Origin of the sequence: Staphylococcus sp. HMSC65H10, assembly GCF_001839185.1 — a bacterium.
Lineage (GTDB): Bacteria > Bacillota > Bacilli > Staphylococcales > Staphylococcaceae > Staphylococcus > Staphylococcus simulans.
In genome coordinates, this window is sequence record NZ_KV840375.1 from 84,419 (window position 1) to 90,633 (window position 6,215).

At 36.1% G+C, this 6,215-nt stretch carries 7 protein-coding genes; 5 read left to right on the forward strand and 2 right to left on the reverse strand.

Annotated elements, in window-relative coordinates:
- The first annotated feature begins 63 nt into the window (after positions 1–63).
- Together HMPREF3270_RS09885 and HMPREF3270_RS09890 are read left to right on the forward strand one after the other, a co-directional pair.
- On the forward strand, positions 64–546 hold the full coding sequence (locus HMPREF3270_RS09885; protein WP_002480541.1) for a hypothetical protein: 483 nt from the start codon (positions 64–66) through the stop codon (positions 544–546).
- Position 547: 1 nt separating this feature from the next.
- Entirely contained in the window at positions 548–751 is a 204-nt protein-coding gene (locus tag HMPREF3270_RS09890) for a DUF2197 domain-containing protein (protein ID WP_070848753.1), read from the forward strand.
- A gap of 87 nt (positions 752–838) precedes the next feature.
- Here the strand turns inward: HMPREF3270_RS09890 and typA are convergent, their stop codons facing one another.
- On the reverse strand, positions 839–2,686 hold the full coding sequence (typA, locus tag HMPREF3270_RS09895) for a translational GTPase TypA (RefSeq protein WP_023015936.1): 1,848 nt from the start codon (positions 2,684–2,686) through the stop codon (positions 839–841).
- 94 nt (positions 2,687–2,780) lie between these two features.
- Here typA and HMPREF3270_RS09900 point away from each other — a divergent pair, with 94 nt between their 5' ends.
- Positions 2,781–2,972: a DUF5325 family protein gene (locus tag HMPREF3270_RS09900; protein ID WP_002480538.1), complete on the forward strand. Its 192-nt coding sequence runs from the start codon at positions 2,781–2,783 to the stop codon at positions 2,970–2,972.
- Positions 2,973–3,137: 165 nt separating this feature from the next.
- Here the strand turns inward: HMPREF3270_RS09900 and HMPREF3270_RS09905 are convergent, their stop codons facing one another.
- Positions 3,138–3,956, reverse strand: a complete 819-nt coding sequence (locus HMPREF3270_RS09905) for an inositol monophosphatase family protein (protein ID WP_002480537.1) — start codon at positions 3,954–3,956, stop codon at positions 3,138–3,140.
- A gap of 115 nt (positions 3,957–4,071) precedes the next feature.
- Here HMPREF3270_RS09905 and HMPREF3270_RS09910 point away from each other — a divergent pair, with 115 nt between their 5' ends.
- Positions 4,072–4,593 (forward strand): DUF1054 family protein, encoded by a 522-nt coding sequence (locus HMPREF3270_RS09910; protein WP_083326830.1) that lies wholly within the window; start codon positions 4,072–4,074, stop codon positions 4,591–4,593.
- A 220-nt stretch (positions 4,594–4,813) separates the two neighbouring features.
- A complete protein-coding gene (locus HMPREF3270_RS09915) occupies positions 4,814–6,160 on the forward strand; it encodes an Nramp family divalent metal transporter (RefSeq protein ID WP_070848752.1) in 1,347 nt (448 codons plus the stop codon).
- Positions 6,161–6,215: the final 55 nt, after the last annotated feature.

Genomic DNA, 6,215 nt, shown 5'->3' on the forward strand with positions numbered 1-6,215 from the left:
TCGAATCAGTAACTCTATTCTATGTTATCATAGACTCAGATATTATAAAGGGGAGCGCATAAAATGATACAAATTAAGGGTAAAGTTAAATTTCCAATTACTTTAGACAGTACAACTTGGATTTTTGACGATCGTAAAGTAAAAATCGAAGATTTAGAAGCAGGCGTCTTTGAAGGAACAAAACCTGTCGAATTCCAAAATAACCGTGAATGGAATCGCGCAATTTTGGAAGGACAAACAAATCCTCCAACCCTGAATTCTGAAATCAAGTATAAAAAGCGTGCCATGATTGAGGACACATTTGTGATTAACATGACACCTTTCTTCAAGAATGCTGAACCAAATGACGATGCCACAGCAATTCGTCTATCTAACGATGAAGATTCAATCGAAGTACCGTTAAGCTTATTACCTTACCTGTTCTTTAAATTCGCAGATAAAGGGAAACGTTTATATGATGACAACGGTGTAGACAGCTTCGTGTACATACCTGAAGAAGGGTATTCACATGAATTCAAACATGTGACGTATATCGAGGTGGTATAATTTGATAAAAGTACAGTGTATCATCTGTGATACGGAAGTACTCATGGATGAAAATACATTGGAAGCCAAACAGCTGTGCAATCATCCTATGCGCACATTTATGTGCGAAGATTGCAGAAGTCGTTTAGATGTTCCTAAACAACGTAATAACTTTTATAAAGCACAAGAAAAATTCAATATATTTACAGAAGACCATGACGATTGATTCATGGTCTTTTTTTCTTCCTAAATACAAAAAAGAAGCCCGAATCTTTATGATTCAGACTTCTTCATTATCTTAAAGCTATAACGATTACTCGTCTTCAGCCATTAATTGTTTAATACGTTTTGCTTCTTTTTCACGTTGAGATTTATTTAAAATTTTCTTTCTCATACGGATACTTTCAGGTGTTACCTCTAACAATTCATCGTCATCGATAAATTCTAACGCTTCTTCAAGTGTTAAGATACGTGGACGTTTCATTGTTTCAGTTTGGTCTTTCGTAGCTGAACGTACGTTGGTTTGGTTTTTAGTTTTAGTGATATTTACTGTTAAATCATTATCACGGTTATTTTCACCAACAATCATACCTTCGTATACTTCAGTACCTGGTTCCATGAAGTTAGTACCACGGTCTTCTAAACCAATAATTGCATATTGGCTTGCTTTACCTTGGTCCATAGAAACTAATACACCATTACGACGTCCGCCGATACGACCTTTAATACGTGGACGGAATTCTTCGAATGTGTGGTTGATGATACCATAACCACTTGTCATTGACATGAACTCAGTTGTGTAACCGATCATACCACGTGCAGGCACCATGAATACTAAACGTGTTAAACCATTATCTGTAGTCACCATGTCTAACATTTCACCTTTACGTTGTCCAAGTGACTCGATAACTGAACCTGCATTTTCTTGAGGCACTTCACATTGTACGCGTTCAAATGGTTCACATAAAACGCCATCGATTTCTTTAAGGATTACTTGTGGTTTAGATACTTGTAATTCAAAACCTTCACGACGCATATTTTCAATTAAGATAGATAAGTGTAATTCACCACGGCCTGCGATAACCCAAGCATCTGGTTGGTCAGTTGGTGTTACTTTTAATGATACGTCTGTTTCAAGTTGTTGATCTAAACGGTCTTGAATTTGACGTGCAGTCACATACGTACCTTCGCGCCCAGCAAATGGTGAGTTATTTACACGGAAAGTCATTTCAAGTGTTGGTTCATCAATACGTAAAACAGGTAATGCTTCTTGATGGTCATGTGGTGTTACTGTTTCACCTACGTTGATATCTTCCATACCTGAAACCGCAATTAAATCCCCTGCATGTGCTTCTTCAATTTCTTCACGTTTTAAACCGAAGAAACCGAATAATTTGCTGACACGGAAGTTTTTAACACTGCCGTCTAATTTTAATAATGAAACTTGATCTCCGACTTTGATTGTACCACGGAATACACGACCGATACCGATACGACCTACATAGTCGTTGTAATCAAGTAACGCGATTTGGAATTGTAAAGGTTCATCGCGGTTATCTACTGGTGCTGGTACATAGTCTAAGATTGTTTCATACAATGACTGCATGTTTTCATCTTGTTTATCTGGTTCTAAGCTTGCTGTACCGTTTACAGCTGATGCATATACAACTGGGAATTCTAATTGGTCATCATTTGCATCTAATTCGATAAATAAGTCTAAGACTTCATCTACAACCGCTTCTGGGCGTGCTGCAGGTTTATCGATTTTATTTACAACCACTACAGGTTTTAAATTTTGTTCTAACGCTTTTTTCAACACGAAACGTGTTTGAGGCATTGTACCTTCGTAGGCATCAACAACTAATACAACACCGTCTACCATTTTCATGATACGTTCCACTTCACCGCCGAAGTCAGCGTGACCTGGTGTGTCTAAAATATTAATTCTAGTGCCTTTATAATTAACTGCAGTATTTTTCGCTAAGATTGTAATACCACGTTCTCTTTCAATATCATTAGAATCCATTGCACGTTCATCAACATGCTCATTCTCACGGAAAATACCAGATTGTTTTAATAATTCGTCAACTAATGTTGTTTTACCATGGTCAACGTGAGCAATAATAGCAATGTTACGTACGTCTTCTCTTAAATTTGTCATACTAAATTTCCTTTCTTGAGTAAATTCCCACTTCAATTTGCAACTTTTTTATTATATCATATTATTGAGCAAAGAATAATAAGGTGGGGTTTGAATGCAGAAAAAAAAATCAAAAGCTATATTTTGGCTTTATTCTGTTCTTGCAGTCATTTTCTTAGTACTGTTCAGTTTTAGCTTAGGTGCTCAAAATTATTGGTTTATGGCGATTACAGCCATTATCCTAATTGCAATTTTCGGTGCCGGCTTTACAACTAAGAAAAAATATCGCGAAAACGATTGGTTCTGACCAATCATTATATGAATTTTTAACATAAAGGGTTCCACTCCTTGCAGTACCCTGCAGGAGAAAGAATACACATATATTTCAGTCAAAAGAAAAAGGTTGGGTACCTAGATGCTTTTTGAACAATTGCTTGTTTAAACAGCTTCGATGGTCCCGACCTTTTATTTTTTATCGATATCTTTTGTGTAATGTCTCAAAAGTTTCTTTTTCCGGCAACATGTGTTTCGTTAAAATTTCCTCATGTATGGATTGATTGCCGACCAATACAGAGTGCGGCTGATTTAGTGAAAGTGGATTACCTAATAAATCCGTACCTTTACCGCCTACTTCATTTAAAATAATTAAAGCACCGGCATAATCCCAAGGTTGTAATCTCGGTGTTAAATATGCACCTAATTTTCCTTGCGCAACATGAATCATTTCTAAGGCTGCAGAACCATAAGCGCGACAACTTCTCGCTTCATCTACTACCTTTCTGAATATAACACCAATCACCGGCTTTGTTAACCAATTTGGATTAATTCCAATCAAACTTTTATTTAAATCCGAATTCTCAAGCGGCTTCATTGGATGTTCGTTTACAAACGCACCCTCTCCTGCTTTTGCATGATAGAGCAAATCATTCATGACATCATAAACAAATCCTGCATAAGGCTCTCCATCATTATAAATACCGATAGAAATCGCAAAATTTTCTTTTTGATGCACAAAGTTCAATGTGCCGTCAATCGGATCTATAACCCAGACAATACCTTTTTGTTCAACTTCAGACATTGGTCTGCCATGTCCTTCTTCACCAATAAATTGGTGGTCTGGATAATTCTCCATAATGTTATTGTAAATAAAATCTTCCGTTGCTTTATCAACATTTGTCACCAAATCATTTGGATTGGATTTTGTTTCAATATTGATATCTTGCTGCATCATTTTACGGATATTATTACCCGCTTCAATTACAAGTCCTTTTGCAAAATCATATACTGCCATTTACGAACACCCCTTCTATCATATTATAACTAAATCATTTCAGAATTTCATTTACTCTAAATCAAGCCAAAATTATGCTACAATGTTTTCAATCATAACAACAGGAGGCTTTGTCATGTCTAACTATACTTTTTCTTCTAAAGACTTTAAAGTCTTTGAAGTGCCTGGATTAGAAGCACGTATGGCTGAAATCGAACAACACATCAGACCAAAACTACATCAGTTGGGTGAACACTTCGCTGACTTCTTATCTACCCATACAGCAGATGAATTCTTTATGCATATCGCAAAACATGCACGTCGTACAGTAAATCCGCCGAAAGATACTTGGGTCGCTTTCTCTACGAATAAACGCGGTTATAAAATGCTGCCGCATTTCCAAATCGGTTTATACGAATCACAAGTCTTTGTCATGTTCGGCGTTATGCATGAAGCTAAAAATAAAACGCATTACATTGAAGTCTTTGAAAATCACTTCAAAGATATTGAAAACTTGCCTGCAGACTACCGTATTTGTGTAGATCATGTCAAAATGGATAAACCATTGATCCAAGACCTATCGACTGAAGACTTAGAACAAGCATTCCTCGATTATTTAGAAGATACGTTTGAGCAACTGTTAAAGTTTTATCCATAATAGCATAATACCGAGCATTTAACTATTCATTCAAAATTATCGTGCTGATTTAGACAAAGTTTGCCTTATACTACTTTGTTTAAATCAGCTTTTCTTTTTCACCTACATCTCGTTGCTTACAATTTTAAACGTAAAAAACAGTTTTATTAGGTTGACCTAATTTTATTTTTACTTTATTATTAAACCATTGTTAGAACATAGAGAAGTGGGGGTGACCTTCTTGACTAAAAGACAGGTCAATTATAATAACGACAGCTTAGACGAAATCAACAATACTGTCAGTTTCAATTCAAACAGTAGTATCAAGCAGAAATTCCTTTCATTCTTAGGACCGGGCTTACTGGTTGCAGTAGGTTATATGGATCCTGGTAACTGGATTACCTCCATGCAAGGCGGAGCCAAATACGGTTATATTCTGCTTTTTGTAATATTAATTTCAAGTTTGTCTGCCATGTTGCTTCAAAGTATGACAGTCAGACTCGGTATCGCATCAGGCCATGACTTAGCACAAGTCACAAAACGCTTTTTAAATAAACCTTTAGCATTTATATTCTGGATCATAGCTGAACTCGCAATTATTGCGACAGATATCGCAGAAGTTATCGGCAGTGCCATTGCGCTTGATCTATTATTCGGAATTCCATTGCTTGTCGGTGCGATTATCACAGTACTTGATGTCTTTATCTTATTATTTATTATGAAATTCGGTTTCAGAAAAATTGAAGCCATCGTCGGTACGTTAATCTTTACTGTACTCGCAATCTTCATCTTTGAAGTTTATATTGCTTCACCTGACGTTGTCAGTGTATTAAATGGTTTTATACCTAGCAGTCATATCGTTACACAACAAGGTGCCTTATATATTGCCTTAGGTATTGTTGGTGCAACGATTATGCCGCATAATCTTTATTTACACTCATCTATCGTCCAATCAAGAACATATAATCGTAAAGATGAAGCTTCTAAAGCACAAGCCATTAAATATGCGACAATTGATTCAAACATTCAATTGACTATCGCATTTGTGATTAACTGTTTATTACTTGTTTTAGGTGCTGGTTTATTCTTCGGTACAGGCAATGCAGATAATCTTGGCGGTTTCTATGACTTATATCAAGCCTTAGAACAACAACCGTTGCTTGGCGCATCTCTTGGCGGCTTAATGAGTACTTTATTCGCAGTCGCTTTACTTGCGTCAGGTCAAAACTCAACGATTACAGGTACCCTAGCCGGTCAAATCGTTATGGAAGGTTTTATCAACTTGAAATTACCAAACTGGGTAACACGATTAATCACACGTTCTATCGCAATTATTCCAGTTATCATTTGTTTAATTATCTTCCATGGTAATGAAAGTATGATGGAACAACTCTTAGTCTTTTCACAAGTATTCTTAAGTATTGCGTTGCCATTTACTTTAATCCCGCTTCAACTTGCGACAAACAACAAAGACTTGATGGGACAATTTAAAAACAAATTATGGATTAACATAATTTCATGGTCATTAATTGTTATCCTAAGCGGATTAAACATCCATTTAATCATCCAAACGTTCCAAGAACTGTAAACAAAAGCTATACAATAAAAATAGGCTCTTTGTCAAATTCGGTTGATATATAAAA